General features: G+C 73.1%; 18 protein-coding genes. 9 read left to right on the top strand and 9 right to left on the bottom strand.

Annotation, left to right across the window (positions count from 1 at the left end; translation table 11 throughout):
• Positions 1 to 65 precede the first annotated feature (65 nt).
• A complete protein-coding gene (locus AB0H71_RS21695) occupies positions 66 to 1,595 on the top strand; it encodes a long-chain-fatty-acid--CoA ligase (RefSeq protein ID WP_357023694.1) in 1,530 nt (509 codons plus the stop codon).
• Between the two features lie 20 nt (positions 1,596 to 1,615).
• Here AB0H71_RS21695 and AB0H71_RS21690 read toward each other — a convergent pair whose 3' ends face one another.
• From AB0H71_RS21690 to AB0H71_RS21660, 7 genes are all read right to left on the bottom strand, one after another.
• Positions 1,616 to 2,488, bottom strand: a complete 873-nt coding sequence (locus AB0H71_RS21690; protein WP_357023691.1) for an IS5 family transposase — start codon at positions 2,486 to 2,488, stop codon at positions 1,616 to 1,618.
• Between the two features lie 176 nt (positions 2,489 to 2,664).
• Entirely contained in the window at positions 2,665 to 3,933 is a 1,269-nt protein-coding gene (locus AB0H71_RS21685) for a phosphotransferase (protein ID WP_357023688.1), read from the bottom strand.
• A complete protein-coding gene (locus tag AB0H71_RS21680; RefSeq protein ID WP_357023685.1) occupies positions 3,924 to 5,084 on the bottom strand; it encodes an acyl-CoA dehydrogenase family protein in 1,161 nt (386 codons plus the stop codon). The genes AB0H71_RS21685 and AB0H71_RS21680 overlap by 10 nt, the downstream gene beginning before the upstream one ends.
• Positions 5,081 to 5,455, bottom strand: coding sequence for a nuclear transport factor 2 family protein (locus AB0H71_RS21675; protein ID WP_357023682.1), 375 nt, complete (start codon positions 5,453 to 5,455; stop codon positions 5,081 to 5,083). The genes AB0H71_RS21680 and AB0H71_RS21675 overlap by 4 nt, the downstream gene beginning before the upstream one ends.
• Positions 5,452 to 6,381: a hydroxymethylglutaryl-CoA lyase gene (locus AB0H71_RS21670; RefSeq protein ID WP_357023679.1), complete on the bottom strand. Its 930-nt coding sequence runs from the start codon at positions 6,379 to 6,381 to the stop codon at positions 5,452 to 5,454. Before AB0H71_RS21670 ends, AB0H71_RS21675 begins: the two co-directional genes overlap by 4 nt.
• Positions 6,378 to 7,601: a CaiB/BaiF CoA-transferase family protein gene (locus AB0H71_RS21665; protein ID WP_357023676.1), complete on the bottom strand. Its 1,224-nt coding sequence runs from the start codon at positions 7,599 to 7,601 to the stop codon at positions 6,378 to 6,380. The genes AB0H71_RS21670 and AB0H71_RS21665 overlap by 4 nt, the downstream gene beginning before the upstream one ends.
• Positions 7,598 to 8,224 (bottom strand): TetR/AcrR family transcriptional regulator, encoded by a 627-nt coding sequence (locus AB0H71_RS21660; protein ID WP_357023673.1) that lies wholly within the window; start codon positions 8,222 to 8,224, stop codon positions 7,598 to 7,600. Before AB0H71_RS21660 ends, AB0H71_RS21665 begins: the two co-directional genes overlap by 4 nt.
• Before the next feature lie 55 nt (positions 8,225 to 8,279).
• On the opposite strand from AB0H71_RS21660, the gene AB0H71_RS21655 reads away from it, so the two are divergent.
• From AB0H71_RS21655 to AB0H71_RS21620, 8 genes are all read left to right on the top strand, one after another.
• On the top strand, positions 8,280 to 8,840 hold the full coding sequence (locus tag AB0H71_RS21655; RefSeq protein ID WP_357023671.1) for a VOC family protein: 561 nt from the start codon (positions 8,280 to 8,282) through the stop codon (positions 8,838 to 8,840).
• A gap of 27 nt (positions 8,841 to 8,867) precedes the next feature.
• Positions 8,868 to 9,506, top strand: coding sequence for a carboxymuconolactone decarboxylase family protein (locus AB0H71_RS21650; protein WP_357023669.1), 639 nt, complete (start codon positions 8,868 to 8,870; stop codon positions 9,504 to 9,506).
• 272 nt (positions 9,507 to 9,778) lie between these two features.
• Positions 9,779 to 9,958: a hypothetical protein gene (locus AB0H71_RS21645; protein WP_357023667.1), complete on the top strand. Its 180-nt coding sequence runs from the start codon at positions 9,779 to 9,781 to the stop codon at positions 9,956 to 9,958.
• A gap of 148 nt (positions 9,959 to 10,106) precedes the next feature.
• A complete protein-coding gene (locus AB0H71_RS21640) occupies positions 10,107 to 10,622 on the top strand; it encodes an OsmC family protein (RefSeq protein ID WP_357023664.1) in 516 nt (171 codons plus the stop codon).
• A 44-nt stretch (positions 10,623 to 10,666) separates the two neighbouring features.
• Positions 10,667 to 11,965 (top strand): O-acetylhomoserine aminocarboxypropyltransferase/cysteine synthase family protein, encoded by a 1,299-nt coding sequence (locus tag AB0H71_RS21635; protein WP_357023662.1) that lies wholly within the window; start codon positions 10,667 to 10,669, stop codon positions 11,963 to 11,965.
• Positions 11,962 to 12,537: a CoA-binding protein gene (locus AB0H71_RS21630; protein ID WP_357023659.1), complete on the top strand. Its 576-nt coding sequence runs from the start codon at positions 11,962 to 11,964 to the stop codon at positions 12,535 to 12,537. Before AB0H71_RS21635 ends, AB0H71_RS21630 begins: the two co-directional genes overlap by 4 nt.
• Before the next feature lie 26 nt (positions 12,538 to 12,563).
• The gene (locus AB0H71_RS21625) at positions 12,564 to 13,130 is read left to right on the top strand and encodes an OsmC family protein (protein WP_357023657.1); all 567 of its coding nucleotides are present in this window, start codon (positions 12,564 to 12,566) and stop codon (positions 13,128 to 13,130) included.
• On the top strand, positions 13,130 to 14,359 hold the full coding sequence (locus AB0H71_RS21620) for an NAD(P)-binding domain-containing protein (protein WP_357023654.1): 1,230 nt from the start codon (positions 13,130 to 13,132) through the stop codon (positions 14,357 to 14,359). Before AB0H71_RS21625 ends, AB0H71_RS21620 begins: the two co-directional genes overlap by 1 nt.
• 56 nt (positions 14,360 to 14,415) lie before the next feature.
• Here AB0H71_RS21620 and AB0H71_RS21615 read toward each other — a convergent pair whose 3' ends face one another.
• Together AB0H71_RS21615 and AB0H71_RS21610 are read right to left on the bottom strand one after the other, a co-directional pair.
• Positions 14,416 to 14,820, bottom strand: a complete 405-nt coding sequence (locus AB0H71_RS21615; protein ID WP_357023651.1) for a DUF3052 domain-containing protein — start codon at positions 14,818 to 14,820, stop codon at positions 14,416 to 14,418.
• Between the two features lie 91 nt (positions 14,821 to 14,911).
• On the bottom strand, positions 14,912 to 17,239 hold the full coding sequence (locus tag AB0H71_RS21610; protein ID WP_357023648.1) for an acetyl-CoA acetyltransferase: 2,328 nt from the start codon (positions 17,237 to 17,239) through the stop codon (positions 14,912 to 14,914).
• Between the last annotated feature and the right edge of the window lie 120 nt (positions 17,240 to 17,359).

Here is a 17,359-nt window from a genome sequence, read left to right as displayed (position 1 = left end):
GCCCCGGGCCACACTCCGTTAGTTGACATGACTGTCACGTCAGAGTGTATCGAGGAGAACGCGGCATGATCCTGAGCGATATCGTCGAGTACGGCGCGCGCAAGCACCCCGAGCGGATCGCGCTGCGCTTCGAGGACGAGACGGTGAGCTACGCCGGGCTCCGGGATCGCTGCCGCCGGCTGGCGAACGCGCTGCTCGGGGTGGCCGCGCCGGGGGACCGGGTGGCGATCCTGGCCGGCAACTGCCTGGAGTACCTCGACTGCTACTACGGCGTCCCGATGGCCGGAATGGCGCTGACCGTCCTCAACTTCCGGCTGCACCCCGATCAGGTCGCCCAGCTCGTCGAGCACGCCGAGGCGAGCGTGCTGGTGGTGTCGGCGGAGCTGCTGCCCGCGGTGCGGGACCGCGTTCCGGCCGTGCGCACGGTGCTCGTGATCGGCGGCGAGTCCGAGCCGGGAGTGCTCGGCTGGGACGACTTCACCGCACCCGCCCCGGCCGAACCCCCCGCGGTGCGGCCGGAGCCGGACGACCCCGCCTGGCTGGTGTACACCAGCGGCACCACCGGCAAGCCCAAGGGCGCCGTGCTCACGCATCGCAACCTGCTCGCCGCCATCACCTCCTCGGCGATGCGGTGGCCGGTGCGAGCGGACACCGTCTTCCTGTTCTGCTTCCCGCTGTGCCACGTCGGCGGGTACGTGACCATGATCAACCACCTGGTCGGCAGCACCGTCGGGTTCCTGCGCGGCTACGACACCGCGACCTTCCTGCGGCTGGTCCCGCACTGGCAGGTGACCCACACCGGGCTCGCGCCCACGATGATCAACTTCCTGCTCCAGGAACCCGCGCTGGCCGAGCACGACCTGAGCTCGCTGCGCGCCATCGGCTACGGCTCCTCCGCCATCCCCGCGCCGGTGCTGCGCGCCGGGCTCGACCGCCTCGGCTGCGACTTCTTCCAGGGCATGGGCATGACCGAACTGGCGGGCAATGTGCTGCACTTCGACGAGGCCGAGCACCGCCGCGCCGCCGACGGCGAGCCCGGGCTGCTCGCGGCCGCGGGGAAGCCCATGCCGCTGGCCGATATCCGGATCGTCGACCCGGAGCTGCGGGAGGTGCCGGTCGGCGCGGTCGGCGAGCTGGTGGTGCGCGGGGACCAGGTCATGGCCGGGTACTGGCGCGATCCCGAGGCCACCGCCGCCGCCTTCACCGACGGGTGGTTCCACACCGGCGATCTGGTGCGCCGGGACGCGGAGGGGTTCGTCTACGTGGTGGATCGGATGAAGGATCTGATCATCAGCGGCGGGGAGAACGTGGCCTCGCTGAGCGTCGAGGAGGCGCTGTACCGGCACCCCGCCGTCGCCGAGGCGGCGGTCATCGGCGTGCCCGACGACACCTGGGGTGAGCTGGTGTGCGCCGTCGTCGTGCTGCGCGCGGGGGCCGTCGCCACCGCCGCGGAGATCGTGGCGGCGTGCCGGGAGCACCTGGGCGGGTTCCAGGTGCCGCGGCGGGTGGAGTTCGTGGCGGAGCTGCCGCGGAATGTCACCGGGAAGGTGCTGAAGCGCGATCTGCGCGAGTGGTTCTCGCCCGCTCGGATCTAGGCAGTGTTGCGAAGTCGCTGTCATTGGTCGCGCAGCCAGTGGTTGATGGCAGCGATGTGGATGCTGGCGAGGTAGCGGACTGCGAGTTTGTCGTAGCGGGTCGCGACGGCTCGGTGTTGTTTGAGCTGGTTGATACCGCGTTCGACAGCGTTGCGGTCGCGATAGACGACCGGGTCGCATGCCGGTGGCCGGCCACCGGCGCGGCCGCGGTTGCGGCGGTGTCGGAGCTGGTCGGCCGGGCTCGGGATCGTGGCCGCGATGCCGTGACGGCGTAGCCAGGTCCGGTTCGCGCGGGAGGAGTAGGCCTTGTCGGCCAGCACCCGATCCGGCCGCCGCCGCACCCGGCCCGGCCCGCGGCGTGGCACCGAGATGGCGTCGAGAACGAGCGGCAGGTGCGGGCTGTCACCGGCTTGTCCCGCGGTGAGCAGGATCGCCAAGGGTTTGAGTCCTTGTTCGCAGGCCAAATGGAGTTTCGTGGTCCACCCGCCTCGTGAGCGGCCCAGCCCGTGATCGGCGGGCTCACCGGTCGTGCCGGGGCGGGCGCCGGCGGCGTGCTGGTGGGCGCGCACGATCGTGGAATCCACACTGACCTGCCAGTCGATCGATCCGGCGGCGTCGGCGTAGACCTGCAGCATCTTCCAGATCAGCACCCAGGCTCCGTTGTGTTGCCAGCGCCGGAACAACCCGTAGACCGCCTGCCAGGACCCGTAGCAGGTAGGGACGTCGCGCCAGGGTGAACCGACCCGGGTCCGCCAGCGGATTCCGTCGATGAGCTGGCGTCTGTTCCATTGTGGCGGGCGGCCCGCCTTCTTCGCGCGGGGCAGTAGCGGTTCCAGTCGTGCCCATTGGGCATCGGAGAGATCCGCTCGTCCCGCGGCCGTTACGCTGGCCACGAGGTCTCCGGTCGGTGCATGTTTTGCTTGGTCGCTCAACACCACTACCGGAGACCTCGCCACATCACCTCACCGGGACACCCAGCCGGTCAACCGTTTCCAGGCCACCCGCTGCGGCCTGCAGGGATCACTTCGCAACACGGCCTAGTGCGCGCGGGTGCGGTCGCCGAACCCGGCTAGCGCGCGTGGCGCGGGTTCGAGACGCGGAGCCGGGCGAGCACGGCGGCCGTCATGGCTCGGCGGACCGCGTCGTCGCGGTAGTCGACCGCACCCGAGCGGAGCTGTTCGGCGAGTTCGGCTTCCGGAATCGGGACGGTGTCGCCGGTGGCGAGTTCGCGGCCGGCGGTGCGCAGCAGGGAGACGCAGATGCGCAGGAGGTAGCGCTCGCGGTCGGTGCCTGCCGTGATGTCGTCACCGAGCGTGCCCGCTACCAGCTCGAGGAGTTCCGGGAGGGTGGGTCTGCCGTGGATCGGCGCCGAGTACGGCACCGGGTCGGGAGCCGGGACGTCGGCGAGCAGGCCGATGACCGCGAGCAGGTCGTACTCCGACTCGCAGACCCGGCGCCCGACGGCGGCCAGCTCCAGCGACGGCTCGGCGCCGCTGAAGTGCCGCTCGGCCTGGAAGCGGCTCAGCACCAGCCAGCGCAGCGTCCCGTACACCTCCCACCAGTGCAGCTCCGGCGCGGTGGGGCGGTACCCGGTGACCGCGGCGTAGCCGTCGAGCAGCTGTTCGCGGGTGCCGACCCCGGCGACCGGCGGCGCGGCGCCGAAGCGCCAGGCGCGCACGCAGAGCCAGCCGAGGTCCTCGATGGGGTTGCCGAGGTGCGCGAGCTCCCAGTCCAGGACGGCGCGCACGCCGGTGCCGTCCACGAGCAGGTTGCCGAGGCGGAAGTCGCCGTGCACCAGGGCGCGGGGCCGGTCGGCCGGACGGTGTTCGCGCAGCCAGCGCAGCCCGGCCTCCACCGCGGGGCGCGGGTCGCGGAGATCCCGGTGGACCGCTTCGATGGCGTCGAGCGGATCGGTGTCGGCCAGCATGCCGAGCGTGTCGACCGGCGTGCCGTGCACGGCGCCGAGCACCCGGCCCAGCTCGGTGGCCAAACCGGTGCGCACGGCGGCGAACTCGGGGTCCCGCAGCACCTTCCGCGGCAGTGCCTCACCGGCGACGTGCTCGGTGAGGATGAAGGGCGCCTCGATGCCGGGCGCGGTGTCCCCGGCGGCGAGCACGGCGGGCACCGGCACCCCGGCCGCCGCGGCCGCGCGCAGACACGCCACCTCGGCGCGCATCCGTGCGGCGTCACCGTGCCCGGGCGGGTCGCGGCGCAGCACCGCGGGGTACTCGCCGGGAAACGCCCAGGTCTCCCGGCTGGCGCCGCCGGTGAGCTGCCGCGGCTCGCCCACCTCCGTCCCGAGCAGCGCGGACACCCCCGCGCGCAGCGTCACCGCCACGGCGCCGCCTCCGGCGAGCGCAGCAGCCGCCGCGCGGTGGACATGCGATGCACCTCGTCCGGCCCGTCGTAGACCCGGGCGTACCGGGCCTGCCGGTACATCCGCTCCAGCGGGGTGTCGGCGGTGAGGCCGAGCGCGCCGTGCACCTGGATCGCCCGGTCGACCACGTCGTGCAGCATGCGCGCGCCCCAGAACTTGACGAGCCCGATGCGCACGCGGGCGTCCTCGCCGGCGTCCATGGCCCGCGCGGCGTCCAGCGTCATGAGCCGGGCCGCGTGGATCTGCGCGGCCGACTCGGCGACGTACCGGTGCACCTCGCCCTTGTCGGCCAGCAGCGAGCCGTGCGCGTAGCGGGTGTTGGCGCGCTCGCAGAGCAGCTCGTAGGCGCGCTGCGCCTGGCCGAGCCAGCGCATGCAGTGGAAGATCCGCCCCGGGCCGAGCCGGTCCTGGGCGACGGCGAAGCCGCGGCCGCGCGCGCCGAGCAGGTTGGCGGCGGGCACCCGGACGTCGGTGAGCCGTACCTCGTAGTGGTCGCTGGGGTCGTGGCCCATGGTCGGGATGGCGCGCAGCACCTCGAAGCCGGGGGTCCCGGCGGGGACGATGATGGCGCTGATCCGGCCGTGCGGCGGGGTCTCCTCCGGCTCGGTGCGGGCGAAGACCGTGCAGTACCCGGCCTCGGCCGCGCCGGTGGTGAACCACTTGTGGCCGTTGACGACCCAGGTGTCGCCGTCGAGCTCGGCGCGGGTCTCGATGAGCGTCGGGTCGGAGCCGGCGACCCCGGGTTCGGTGAGCGCCACCGAGGGCAGCACCTCCCCGGCGACCATCGGCGGAATCCAGCGCGCCTGCTGTTCCTCCGTGCCGTGCCGGTGCAGCATGAGCGTGTCCTGCATGGAGACCGACCCCACCGCGAGCTGCCCGAACTCCGAGCGGCCGATGATCTCGTTCAGGTAGACGAAGTCCAGGAACGGCACCCCGCCGCCGCCCACCTCGGCCGGGTGCCCGAGCGCCCACAGCCCGCGCGCCTTGGCCGCCGCGCGCAGCTCGGCCAGCGCGGCCGCGGCCCGCTCGCCGCCCGCGATCAGCACCGGCTCGGCCGGGATCACCGCGCCGTCGACGAATTCCCGCATGCGGGAACGCAGCTCGGCGCTCATCGCGGCCCGGCCGCGCGCAGCACCGCGGTGGCGGCGGAGTCGGCGTACTCGTCGATGCGGGTGATCCGGCCGTCCGCGATCCGGACGAAGAGGCTCGCGGGCACCTCCAGCGGCCCGTGCCCGGGCAGCGTGGCCCGCAGCACGTGCTGCTGGGCGAAGCCGTCGGCGAGCGGATGCCGCCGGATCTCCTCGTAGCGCAGGTCGTTTACGGTGCGGGCGAGCCAGCGCAGGACGCGCAGGTTCTCCTCGACGGTCTGCTCGCGGCCGTCGTCGTTGTGCCAGATCCTGGCGTCCGGGTCGTACAGCGCGGTGAGTGCCGCGGTATCGCCCGCGCGCACCGCGGCGAAGAAGCGATCGGCCAGGTCGTTCATGGGGTGACTCCGTCTCGGGGTGGTTCGGGGGCGGGCACCAGCGGCCCGCCCGCCGCGAGCAGGGCGCTGCTGAGCGGCCTGCCGAGCAACCGCCCGGCCAGCCGGGCGGCGTCGAGCACCGCGGCGATATCGATGCCGGTGGCAATGCCGCCGTCCTCGAACAGGTAGGCCAGCTCCTCGGTGGCGATATTGCCGCTGGCGCCGGGGGCGAAGGGGCAGCCGCCGAGCCCGCCCACCGAGGCGTCGAAGCGGCGGATGCCGAGTGTGTAGGCGGCCCAGGCATTGGCGAGCCCCTGGCCGCGGGTGTCGTGCAGGTGGATGCCGAGTTCGAGCTCGGGAACGGCGGCGCGGACCCGGGTGAGGACGTCGGTGGTGCGCACCGGGGTCGCGGTGCCGACGGTATCCGCGATCGAGAGCGAGTCCGCGCCGGAATCGGCGGCACGCCCTGCGATCTCGGCGACCCGCGCGGGCGGGGTGCGGCCGTCGAACGGGCAGTCGAAGGCGATCGCCACGATCACCTCCAGGTGGCCTCCCGCCGCGTGCACCAGCTCGGCGATCGGCGCGATCAGCGCGATCGAATCCTGCACGCTGCGGCCCACATTGGCCCGGCTGTGCCCGTCGGAGGCGGAGACCACGTACTCCAGCTCGGTGACCCCGGCGGCCAGCGCGCGGCGCACCCCGCCCACCCCGGCGACCAGCGCGGAGAAGGCGATGTGCGGCCAGCGGACCAGCTCGGCGGCGACCGCCTCGGCATCGGCCAGCGCGGGGACGGCGCGCGGCGAGACGAAGGAGGTGGCCTCGATCCGGCGCACCCCGGTCGCGGCGAGCGCGGTCAGCAGCTCCAGCTTGGCGGCGGTCGGGATGGGGTGTTCGATCTGCAGGCCGTCGCGCGGGCCGACCTCGCGGATCTCGACCTCGGGGGTCACGCGATCGTGCCCCGGTCGCGCAGCGCGGCGAGCCGGGCCGGGTCGTAGCCGAGCACCTCGGTGAGCACCTCGTCGGTGTGCGTGCCCGGCCTGCTGGCGCCGCCCCAGCGCACCCCGCCCGCGGTCGCGCTGAGCTTGGGGATCACCCCGACGCCCTTGACCGGCTCCGGGTCGTAGCCGGGGTCGCCCGGGTGCACCGAGGGGTCCACGTGGTCGACGAAGAGCCCGCGCGCGGTGAACTGCGGGTCCACCATGACCTCGGCGACGGTGTTCACCGGCCCGGTGACCACCTGGTGCTCGGTGAGCAGCGCGATCAGCTCGGCGGCCGGGAACGTTCCGGCCCAGGCCCCGATCAGCTCGTCGAGGTCGTCCTGGTTGGCGCCGCGCGCGGTGTGCGTGGCGTAGCGCGGGTCGGTGGCGAGCTCGGGGCGGCCCATGGCGCCGGCCAGCCGGGCGAAGAGGGTGTCCTGGTTGGCAGCGATGATCACCCAGAGGCCGTCCGCGCTGCGGTAGAGGTTCGAGGGCGCGACCCGGTCCAGCCGGGTGCCCGACGGCTGCCGCACGTGGCCGGTCTTGTGGTAATCCGGCACCGTCGACTCCTGGATGGCCAGCGCCGCCTCGGTGAGCGCCGCGTCCACGACCTGCCCGCGCCCGCTGCGGGTGCGGGCGAAGAGCGCGGCGAGCACGCCCTGGAAGGCGAACATGCCGGCCAGCGTGTCGCCGAGCGAGAGCGCCAGCCGCGGCGGCGCCTGGCCCGGGAAGCCGTTCAGGTAGCGCAGCCCGCTGATGCCCTCGGCGACCGAGGCGTACCCCGGCCGCGCGGCGTAGGGCCCGGTCTGGCCGTAGCCGGAGACCCGGGCCAGCACCAGCCCCGGCGTCAGCGCGCTCAGCACGTCCCAGCCCAGCCCCCAGCGCTCCAGGGTGCCGGGGCGGAAGCTCTCCACCACCACGTCGGCGGTCGCGACGAGCTCCAGGAAGACCTCGCGCCCGGCCGGGGTGCGCAGATCGAGGCTCACGCAGCGCTTGTTGCGGGCGTGCACCGACCAGAAGTACTGGTGGCCGCCGGAGGCCTGGCCCCAGTCGCGCAGCGGGTCGGGGCGGTCCGGCGCCTCGATCTTGACCACGTCGGCGCCCATGTCGCCGAGCAGCCTGCCGCAGTACGGCCCGGCGATGAGCGTGCCGAGCTCCAGCACCCGGATGCCGTCCAGCGCGCCGGTCACTTCCCGGCCTCCGGTGCGAGGCCGAGCGCGCCGAGGCACATCCGGTCGAGGGTGTCGAGCAGCGCGGCCTCGTCGGCGGCGTCGCCCTGGATGAGCCAGAGGTAGAGGGTGTGGTCGACCATGGCGGCCATGGCGCGGGCCGCGAGCACCGGATCGAGCCCCCGGTCGGCCAGCCCCTCCTGCTGCCAGCGCGCGATGGCCCGCGCGGTGCGGTCGATGAGCTGCTTGCGGTGCTCGTGCCGCAGTTCGCGGAAGTCGTCGTTGAAGGTGGCGACCTGCTCGACGATCGCCATCATCTTCGCGTTGCGCCGATACGCCTGGTAGTAGGAGCGGTTCGAGGCGACCAGCCGCTCGGCGGGGGAGAGGCCGGGATCGGCGGGCTCGCGGCGGTGCACGTCCTCGAAGAGCTGGGTGCTCAGTTCCTTGAAAACGTGCTCCTTGGACTCGAAATAGCGGTAGAACGTGCCGTAGGAGACATCGGCCTCCTGCACGATCAGCTCGACCCGGCACTCCGGGAAGCCGACCGTCTCGAACACGGTGCGGGCAGCGGCGAGCAGCGCGTCCCTGGTCCGGCGGCCACGGGGGGTCAGCGTCTCGGCGGTATTGACAGACGTCTTGGGCACACCCACACTTTCCCCATAGATGACATGACTGTCAAGTCAGCTGGGAAGGATCACCATGGGGAACGCCAAGTACGAGCTACGGGGGATCAACCACCTCGCCCTGGTCTGCGCGGATATGCGGCGCACCATCGATTTCTACTCCGGCGTGCTCGGCATGCCGCTGATCAAGACCATCGAGCTCCCCGGCGACCTGGGGCAGCACTTCTTCTTCGACTGCGGGGGCGGCAATACCCTCGCCTTCTTCTGGCTGGCCGACTCACCGGACGCCGCACCGGGCCTCGCCGCGCCGAAGGGGCTGCCGGACGAGGGCGAGCTGGCCAGCGCGGTCGGCTCGATGAACCACGTGGCCTTCGCGGTGCCGCCGGAGCAGTTCGACGCGTACTTCCGGCGCCTGGCCGACGAGGGCGTGAAGGTCAGCCGGATCCTGAACCACGACGACAGCGCCCGCGGCGTCTCCCGCGACGTGCACCCCGGCACCTTCGTGCGCTCCTTCTACTTCCAGGACCCGGACGGCGTGCTGCTCGAATTCGCCTGCTGGACCCGGACCTTCACCGCCGACGACGTCGCGCACGAGCCGCGCACCGCCGCCGACCGCCGCACCCCGACCCCGTCCTGACCCCCGTTCCACCCGAGAGGAATCGCCGTGCCCCGCTTGCGTGAGGTGCCCCGCGCCGAAGTCACCGACGAGAAGATCCTGTTCTTCTACGACCGCCTGTTCGGCCCGGACCGGGATCCGGCCGTCGACCACGGCACCATCCACGCCACCCCCGGCGACTGGTGGACCGTCTTCGCCCAGTCGCCGGATGTCTTCCGGCACGCCGTGCGCGGCTTCGCGCTCTACCGCAACGCCCAGCTCGACCCGCTGCTGCGCGAGCTGGGCCAGAGCCGGGCCGGCTTCGCCAGGGGCAGCCAGTTCGTCTTCTCCCAGCACTGCAAGCAGATGCGCTCGCTCGGCATGCCGGAGGAGAAGATCGCCGCGATCCCGCACTGGCAGGTGAGCACCGCCTTCTCCGACCTGGAGCGCGCGGTGCTGGCCTACACCGACGGACTGGTGCTGGACGGCGGGCGGGTGCCGGACGGCGTCTTCGAGGTGCTGAAGGAGCATCTGAGCGACCCGGAGATCCTGCAACTCACCTACATCACCGCCATGTACGACATGCACGCCACCATCTGCCGCGCGCTGCGGCTGGAGTTCGACGACCGGCCGGAGCCGATCGAGGAGTTCCAGGTGCCGGAGGGGGTCGAGGTGCGGGACCTGTCGGCGGATCTGTCGGGGGAGTAGGTCGGCTTCGCGTCGCGGCGGTGCCGAGCGTGCTGGTGCGCAGGGTGAAGCCTTCGTCGCCGATCGCCACTGGGCGCGGGTGTAGTTCCGCTCCCGGTCGAAGCGCCACTGCTCCGGCTCCGCGAACCCGGCCGCGGCCCGGATGTCCGCGGCGACCTTCGCGAACCCCGCCCGGTAGACCTCGTGCGCCGAGGGGCCGGAGGGCGGGACGAACGGCGAGTCCGGCACCGCCGCCAGGAACGCCGCGGCGAGGGCCTCCGCGATCGGCGCGGGTGGCGCGAAGACAGTGCGAGAGGGGGCGGATCGCGGTCGATGCCGATCCGAGGGCGCTGGCGCTCGCGCTGGTCGGCGGCGGCCACCTGCTCGCCGCGGGCACGACGCCGGACCCCGATGGAGTGCGGGCGCCGGCCGACGCGGTGCTGGCCGACGTCGTGACCCGCCGCTTGCTCTGATCCCCCGAACCCCGCCCGCGCACGGGCTGCACCACGCGACCCGGTCCGGTCAAGGTTTCGCTCAGTCTGCGTCAATGGGTTCAAACCCCGCCCCGACCTCGGGACACTGCGAAGTGCCGCAACGGCCTGGCTACCGAGGGAGTGGATGATGACCGCGAATACCGTCCTCAACGATGTCGATATCGAGGCCGTGGGCGGTCTCGTGCGGGCGATCCAGGAGAACCCGGAGAAGGCGCAGACCACGTGGGCCGCGCACGTGGCCTGGAAGGGCGCGTTCGCCTCGGAGTCGAGGGTGCGGCAGTTCGCGCCCGCGCCGTCGGACGAGCCCGCCGCGCTCGGCGGTGGTGACACCGCGGCGAACCCGGTGGAGCAGCTGCTCGGGGCGCTCGGCAACTGCCTGGCGGTCGGGTACGCGGCCAATGCCACGGTGGCCGGGATCGAGCTCAAGGACCTGAAGGTCGACCTCAGGGGCGATCTGGATCTGCACGTCTTCCTCGGCCTGGCCGAGGGGCACGCGGGGTTCGAGTCGATCACCGCGACGGTGACCATCGATTCCGACGCCACCCCGGAGCAGATCGCCGAGCTGCACGCCAAGGTGCAGGCCAGCTCGCCGGTCGGGCACACCCTGCGCAACGCGGTGCCGGTGGAGGTGCGGCTTGGCTGAGAAGAGCGCCGCCGGGGCCGTCGGCTGCTGTAGGGTCGCGGCGCATGGCTGATCGTGAATACGGGTTCCGGACCAGGGCGATTCACGCGGGGAACATCCCGGACGCGGTGAGCGGTTCGCGGGCGCTGCCGATCTACCAGTCGGCGGCCTTCGTCTTCGACGACACCGCCGACGCGGCCGCCCGGTTCGCCCTGCAGAAGTACGGCAATGTCTACTCCCGGCTGGCGAACCCGACGGTCGCCAGCTTCGAGGAGCGGATCGCCAGCCTGGAGGGCGGGCTCGGCGCCGTCGCCACCGCGAGCGGGCTGGGCGCGGAGTTCATCACCTTCGCCGCGCTGGCGGGCGCGGGCGACCACATCGTGGCGGGCGCGCAGCTCTACGGCGGCACGCTCACCCAGCTGGACAACACGCTGCGCCGCTTCGGCGTCGAGACCACCTTCGTCGCCTCGGACGACCCCGCGGCCTATGCCGCCGCCGTCACCGAGCGCACCAAGCTGATCTTCGTGGAGACGGTGGCGAACCCCTCCGGCGGCATCGCCGATATCGAGGGGCTGGCCGACGTCGCGCACGCCGCCGGGGTGCCGCTCATCGTCGACTCGACCATCGCGACGCCGTACCTGAACCGGCCGCTGGAGTGGGGCGCCGATATCGTGATCCACTCGGCCACCAAGTTCCTCGGCGGGCACGGCACCACGCTCGGCGGCGTGGTGGTGGAGTCCGGCCGGTTCGACTGGCACAACCCGCGCTTCCCGCTCTTCGACGAGGTGGTGCCGCACTACGGCGGGCTCACCTGGAACGGCAACTTCGGCGAGTACGCCTTCCTGACCCGGCTGCGCGCCGAGCAGCTGCGCGATATCGGGCCGTCGCTGGCCCCGCAGGCCGCCTGGCAGCTCGCGCTCGGCGTGGAGACGCTGCCGCTGCGCATGCAGAACCACGTGGACAATGCCCGCGCGGTGGCCGAGTGGCTGGCGGCCGATCCGCGCGTCGACTTCGTGAACTGGGCCGGGCTGCCCGCGCACCCGCACCACGAGCGCGCCGCCAAGTACCTGCCGCTCGGGCCGGGCAGCGTCTTCGGCTTCGGCGTCAAGGGGGGCCGCGAGGCGGGCCGCACCTTCATCGAATCGCTGGACCTGGCAAGCCATCTGGCCAATATCGGCGACACCAAGACGCTGGTCATCCACCCCGCCTCGACCACGCACGCGCAGCTCACCGAGCAGCAGCTGGTCGAGGCCGGGGTGGCGCCGGGGCTGGTGCGGATCAGCGTCGGGCTGGAGGATGTGGACGACATCCTGCACGACCTGGACCAGGCATTGCATGCCGCGTCGAAGGAGGTGGCGGCATGAGCGATGTCGTCGAAACCCACACCGTCAACGGGCTGACGCTCTCGCTGCCCGCGGATTCGCCCCGAGCGAAGCAGCTGCACAGCGAGCGCACCTGGCTGGGGCCCTCGGCCAAGGAGCGGCTGAAGATCCTGCGCCGGGCCAAGACCATCGCGGTGGTCGGCTTCTCCACGAATCCGGCGCGGGCCAGCTACTTCGTCGGCACCTACCTGGTGCAGTCCACCGACTACACGGTGTACTTCATCAACCCCAACGCGGCCGGGCGCAGCGTGCTCGGCCACGAGATCCACGGCTCGCTCGCCGACCTGCCGGAGACCCCGGATGTGGTCTGCGTCTTCCGCAAGGCGAGCGATATCCCGTCGGTGGTCGACGAGGTCGCCGCGCTGACCCCGGCGCCGGTGCTCTGGGTGCAGCTCGGCATCTGGAACGAGGACGCCGCCAGGGACGCGGAGGCCCGCGGCCTGACCGTCGTGATGGACCGCTGCCTGAAGATCGAGCACGCCCGCTTCCACGGCGGGCTGCACCTGCTCGGCTTCGACACCGGCCAGATCACCGCCCGCAAGACCGTCCGCTAGTCCGCACGATTCAGGAGGTATCGCCCATGACCGGAACCGCCCCCGCCGTCGACAACGGCGTCAATGTCGAGCACCTGCTCGGCGCCCGCGCCGCGCTGGCCGACAGCCCGGAGATCGCCGAGTTCGAGTGGCGCTCGACGGTGAGCTGGGTGCGCGGCACGCACAGCCGGACCGAGGTGGAGACCTTCTACGGCCTCGGCGGCGAGCAGGCGCACACCAAGAAGTTCACCTTCGACGCCGACCACCCGCCGCAGTTCGCGGCCGAGGACAACGGCATCACCCCGGCCGAGTACGTGCTGGTGGCGCTGGGCTCCTGCCTGACCGCGGGCATCGCCTCGGTCGCGCAGCAGCGCCAGATCAAGCTGAACTCGGTGGTCGCCACCGTGCGCGCCGACTTCGACCTGCACGGCATCCTCGGCGCCGACCCCGAGGTGCGCAATGGCTTCTCCAACATCACCGTCGACTACAACATCGACGCCGACGCCTCCCCGGCCGATATCGAGGCGCTGGTCGCGCAGTCGCAGAAGCGCTCCGCGGTCTACGACGCGCTGACCAACCCGACCAATGTCGAGGTCAAGGTCAACGCGTCCTGATGCCCGCCACGACCACCGTGGTGGTCGGGGCAGGCCACAACGGCCTGGCGATCAGCCGCCACCTGGCCGCCCGCTCGATCGACCACGTGGTCCTCGAGCGCGGCCGGGTGGCGCACTCCTGGCGCACCCAGCGCTGGGATTCGCTGCGTCTGCTTACGCCCAACTGGATGACCCGGCTGCCCGGCCACGCCTACGACGGCGACGACCCCGACGGCTACCTGAGCGCCACCGAGGTAGCGGAGTTCGTGACCGGCTACGCCGCGGCCTCGGCCGCCCCGGTGCGCACCGAGACCACGGTGACCGCGGTGCGCGCCACCGACGCCGGCTTCACCGTCGCCACCGACCGGGGTGACTGGTCGGCGCGCAGCGTGGTGCTCGCCGCCGGCGCCACGACCGCCCCGCTGCCCGCGCTCGCCGCCGCGCTGCCGGACGGCATCGAATCGCTTGCCGCACTGGACTACCGGAATCCGGCGCAGCTGCCCGAGGGCGGGGTGCTCGTAGTCGGCGGCGCCGCCAGCGGCGTGCAGATCGCCGAGGAGATCCACCGCTCCGGCCGCCCGGTGACGCTCGCCACCGGCGAGCACGTCCGGGTGCCGCGGCGCTACCGGGACCGCGACATCCTGTGGTGGCTGGACCGGATCGGGCTGCTCGACGAGCGCTTCGACCGGATCGACGACCTCGTGCGCGCCCGCAACCTGGCCTCCTTCCAGCTGGTCGGCGGCGGCCGCACGGTCGACTTCAACGCGCTGCAGGAGCAGGGCATCCGGCTGGTCGGCAAGCTGGCCGGGATCCGGGACGGGAAGGCGCAGTTCTCCGGCTCGCTGCGCAATGTGGTGACGCTGGCCGACCTCAAGCTGAACCGCCTGCTGGACAGCATCGACGCGCACGCCGGCGGCACCGGCGAGCGCCCCGAGCCGACCCGGGTGCCGGACTCGCCGCTGCTGCTCGACCTGACCCGCGGCGAGATCCGCTCGGTGGTGTGGGCGACCGGCATCAAGCCGGACCACTCCTGGCTGGAGGTGCCCGCCTTCGACCCGCGCGGGCGGCTGCGGCACCACGGCGGCGTGGTGGACTGGCCCGGGCTCTACGTCACCGGGCTGCCGGTGCTGCGGCGCAGGCGCTCCACCTACATCGACGGCTCCGGGGCCGATGCCGCCGAGCTCACCGCGCACCTCGCGGAGCACCTCGGCGGCTCGGACCCGCACCCGCAGCCGATCGAGGCGAGCTAGGGCCTCGGAGTCCCAGCCGGGCCACGGAGGAATCCGGCTGGACTCCGAGACCGGGCCTAGCGCTTCGGGGCGACCAGTTTGGCTCCCGACCAGTCCGGCGCGACCGTCGCGGAGCTGGTCTGAGCCAGCCCGGCCGTACGCGCCGCGTCGGCGATATCGCTGGGCTCGACGTAGCCCTCCCGCCCCGTCTTGGGGGTGAGCAGCCACAGCGTGCCGCCGCTGCCGAGGGAGCCGTTGGCATCGACCAGGATGTCGGTGAGGTCACCGTCGTCGTCCCGGTACCAGAGCACGACGCCGTCGGCGGCGTCCTCGTAGTCCTCGTCGACCAGCTCCTGCCCGATCCGGGACTCGATCGCCTGGCGCAGATCGTCGTCGACGTCGTCGTCGTACCCGATCTCCAGGACGACCTGGCCCGCTTCGAACCCGAGCCGGTCCGCCGGACTGGTGGAAACCTCCGCCACGTGATTGGTTCCTTTCATTCCGGAGTCGATCCGAACCGTAGACCGTCGATCGGTGTTCCCGCCCGATTCCGGTCACGCCGGAGTGTCGGGCTCATTCGAGACGCCAGTTCGGCTGCCGCCCTTGGCGGTACGCCGCGAAGCCCTCGGAGGGGTCGTGCGCGGCGAGAACCACATCGGCGAGCGCGGCGGCGTGCCGGTCCGGTTCGCCGGGCGCCGCGGCGGCGTCGCGCAGGTAGGTGAGCGCGGCGCGCAGCGCGACGGGGGAGCGGGCGACGATATCGGCGGCCACCTCGCGGGCGGCGTCCAGCGCCTTGCCGTGCGGGGCGGTGCGCGCGATCAGCCCGGCGGCCATCGCCTCCGGGGCGGTGAGGCGGCGGCCGGTGAGGATCAGGTCGCGGGCGAGCGCGGGCCCCGCCAGCCGCGGCAGCGCCTCCAGCAGCCCGAGCGCGGGCGGCAGCCCCACCGCGGGGTCGGGCACGGCGAAGCTCGCCGCCTCGTCGGCCACCACCAGGTCGCAGCCGAGCGCCAGCGCGAGCCCGGCGCCGTCGGCGCGTCCGGTGACGGCGGCGATCACCGGTTTGGCGCCGTGCCGCTCCGGGCGGCCGGTCCACAGCCGGTGCGATTGCAGCAGCAGGAGCAGCGGCGAGCCCGCGGCGGCGGGGTCGACACCGAGCGAGAAGTTCGCGCCGCCGGTCACGATGGCGGCCCACAGCCCGGGGTCGCGCTGGTAACCGTCGAGGGCGTGCTCGAGGTCGCGGAGCACCTCGGCGTCCAGGTCGGGGCGGTTCAGCGCGATCTCCAGCACCCGCCCGGCGGTGGTGACCGTGAGGTGCGGCGAAGCACGCGGCGGCGCGGGCGGTTTCGGCTCCGGGCGGGTCAGGGTGACGCGGTTGCCCGCATCGGTGGCGCGCACGAAGACCCGCTGCCCGGCGGGGTGCTCGGCATCGGTCAGCAGCGCGGTGGCGGCGGCGTCGGCGGTATTGGCGAGGAAGCGGCGGCCGTCGTCCAGGCGGCCGAGCACGATACCGCGCGGGCTGCCGTCCCGGCCGTAGCTCACCGTCCAGGATTCGACGGTGCCCCAGCCGTCGGCGCGGTACGCGACCGGCACGGCGGGCGCGGCGTCCAGCTCGGCCTGGAGCCCCGCCGCCGACCCGTCCGGGAAGGGGGCCGGGGTGGTGGAGTAGACGCCGACCGAGTGCTTGCTGAGGATGCCGCCGTTCGCGGCGACCAGGCCGTACCCGCCCGGCGTGCGGCGCAGCCGGGTGACGACCTCGGCGATGGCGTGCGCGCTGTAGTTGTTGCCCGCGCCGCCGAAGAAGGGCAGCCCGCCGGTGACGGTGAGGCCGCGCGGGTCGTCCGGGGCCAGGCCGAGCCCGTCGCAGAGGTTGAAGACCGCGATGGGGAAGCAGCTGTAGAGGTCGAGCACGGCCACGTCGTCCAGGCCGATCCCGGCGGTGGCCAGCGCGTGCCGCACCGCCGCCGCCGCGGCCGGGCTGCGGTCCAGCTCCGGGCGCTCCAGCAGGCCGCGCTCGGAGAGGTCCGCCCAGCCGTGCAGGTAGACCCGCCGCTCCGCCGGAATGCCGAGCCGGTCCGCGTGCTCCGCGGTGGTGACCAGCACCGCCGCGGCCTGGTTCACCTGGTCGCGCGCCACCACGAAGCGGGTGTAGACGTCGGTGATGGCGCGGTTGCGGGCATCCACCGTGACCAGCTCGGCGGCGTCCCGCTCGGTCGGGGCGGCGGCGTGCGGATTGGCCGCGGCCACCGCGGTGAAAGGGGCGAAGAGCTCGCCGATGGCGCGGGCGTACTCGGCGCGGGAGGCGCCGAGCCGGGTGCGCCTGGCATTCTCCATTGCCGAGTAGGCGACGGTCGGCTCCACCAGGCCGTGCTGGGCGGCGTAGGCCGGGGTGAGCCCGGTGATGCGGTAGCCGCGGTCCTCCAGGCTGCCCGGGTGCCGCTCGGCGTGGTCGGGGTGCTGATCGCGGGGGAGCCCGGCCAGGTGCCGCACGGTGGAGATGGTCTCCGCGCCGAAGACCAGCGCGGTCTCGCCGCGGCCCGCCGCGATCTCCCGGCACACCTCGGTGAGCAGCTGCTGCGGGCTCTGCCCGCCGGTCGGGCCGAGGATGGCGCGGGCCGGGTCGGCGCCGACCCGGGCGGCGACGGCGCGCGGCACATTGTCCGGGGCGCCGAGCGCGGCCACCGCGTACGGGCTGGCCACGTCGAAGGCGCGCACCGCGGCGATGGTGTCGATGCTCGCCGCGGGCACGGTGGCGTCGGCGAGCGCGGCGCGGACCGCCGCGGCGGCCAGGTCGGCGGCGGAGAGCGCGCGGTACCCCTCGGCGCCGAGCCGCTCCGAGGCCTGGCCGACGCCGACGATGACCGGGGTGCGCGGCGGCACCGCTTCGTGGAGGCTGTCCGGCACGGCCCGCCCTTCCTGCGCGAGAAAATTCCGCGCTGATTATCGCTCGCGCTCTCGAAACGGGACCGACCGGGCGTCCGGTACGGCCCCCGCGCGGTCCTCGGTCCTGTTTGGACGGTAGGT

Source organism: Nocardia sp. NPDC050697 (genome assembly GCF_040654395.1).
In the GTDB taxonomy this organism is placed as follows: Bacteria; Actinomycetota; Actinomycetes; order Mycobacteriales; family Mycobacteriaceae; genus Nocardia.
This window is presented reverse-complemented; position numbering and strand designations above follow the sequence as displayed.

Coding starts and splice junctions, on each gene's coding strand:
- AB0H71_RS21695 (WP_357023694.1), top strand. CDS start 66: ATGATCCTGAGCGATATCGTCGAGTACGGCGCGCGCAAGCACCCCGAG.
- AB0H71_RS21680 (WP_357023685.1), bottom strand. CDS start 5,084: ATGAGCGCCGAGCTGCGTTCCCGCATGCGGGAATTCGTCGACGGCGCG.
- AB0H71_RS21675 (WP_357023682.1), bottom strand. CDS start 5,455: ATGAACGACCTGGCCGATCGCTTCTTCGCCGCGGTGCGCGCGGGCGAT.
- AB0H71_RS21655 (WP_357023671.1), top strand. CDS start 8,280: ATGGGGAACGCCAAGTACGAGCTACGGGGGATCAACCACCTCGCCCTG.
- AB0H71_RS21640 (WP_357023664.1), top strand. CDS start 10,107: ATGACCGCGAATACCGTCCTCAACGATGTCGATATCGAGGCCGTGGGC.
- AB0H71_RS21635 (WP_357023662.1), top strand. CDS start 10,667: ATGGCTGATCGTGAATACGGGTTCCGGACCAGGGCGATTCACGCGGGG.
- AB0H71_RS21630 (WP_357023659.1), top strand. CDS start 11,962: ATGAGCGATGTCGTCGAAACCCACACCGTCAACGGGCTGACGCTCTCG.
- AB0H71_RS21625 (WP_357023657.1), top strand. CDS start 12,564: ATGACCGGAACCGCCCCCGCCGTCGACAACGGCGTCAATGTCGAGCAC.
- AB0H71_RS21620 (WP_357023654.1), top strand. CDS start 13,130: ATGCCCGCCACGACCACCGTGGTGGTCGGGGCAGGCCACAACGGCCTG.